Here is a 241-nt window from a genome sequence, read left to right as displayed (position 1 = left end):
GGGCTACGACACGGACCTCACCCTGCGCGGTCTCTACGCCATCGGCAGTGCCGCCTCAGCGGCGAACAAGATGGACGGCATCAGCGTCGAGACCACACAGGTGCTCTCGTCGGGCTCCGTCTCCGTCGCACTGTTCGGCGAGGACGACTCCGCAGACGTGGGCGCCGTCACCTCCGACCTCGTCGACCTCGCCCACTCGGCGGGCCTCGCAGTGTTCTGCTGGACCTTGCGCCCTGAGAAC

The 241-nt window shown here is 68.0% G+C and carries 1 protein-coding gene; it reads left to right on the top strand.

Annotation, left to right across the window (positions count from 1 at the left end; genetic code table 11):
* The coding region (locus SB717_RS39025; RefSeq protein ID WP_410908639.1) for a hypothetical protein at positions 1-241 on the top strand (241 nt) is incomplete at both ends.

The organism is Priestia sp. SIMBA_032, from assembly GCF_046535215.1.
Taxonomy (GTDB): domain Bacteria; phylum Bacillota; class Bacilli; order Bacillales; family Bacillaceae_H; genus Priestia; species Priestia aryabhattai.
Note: the sequence above shows the minus strand (reverse complement) of the source record. Positions and strands in the feature narration are given on the sequence as shown.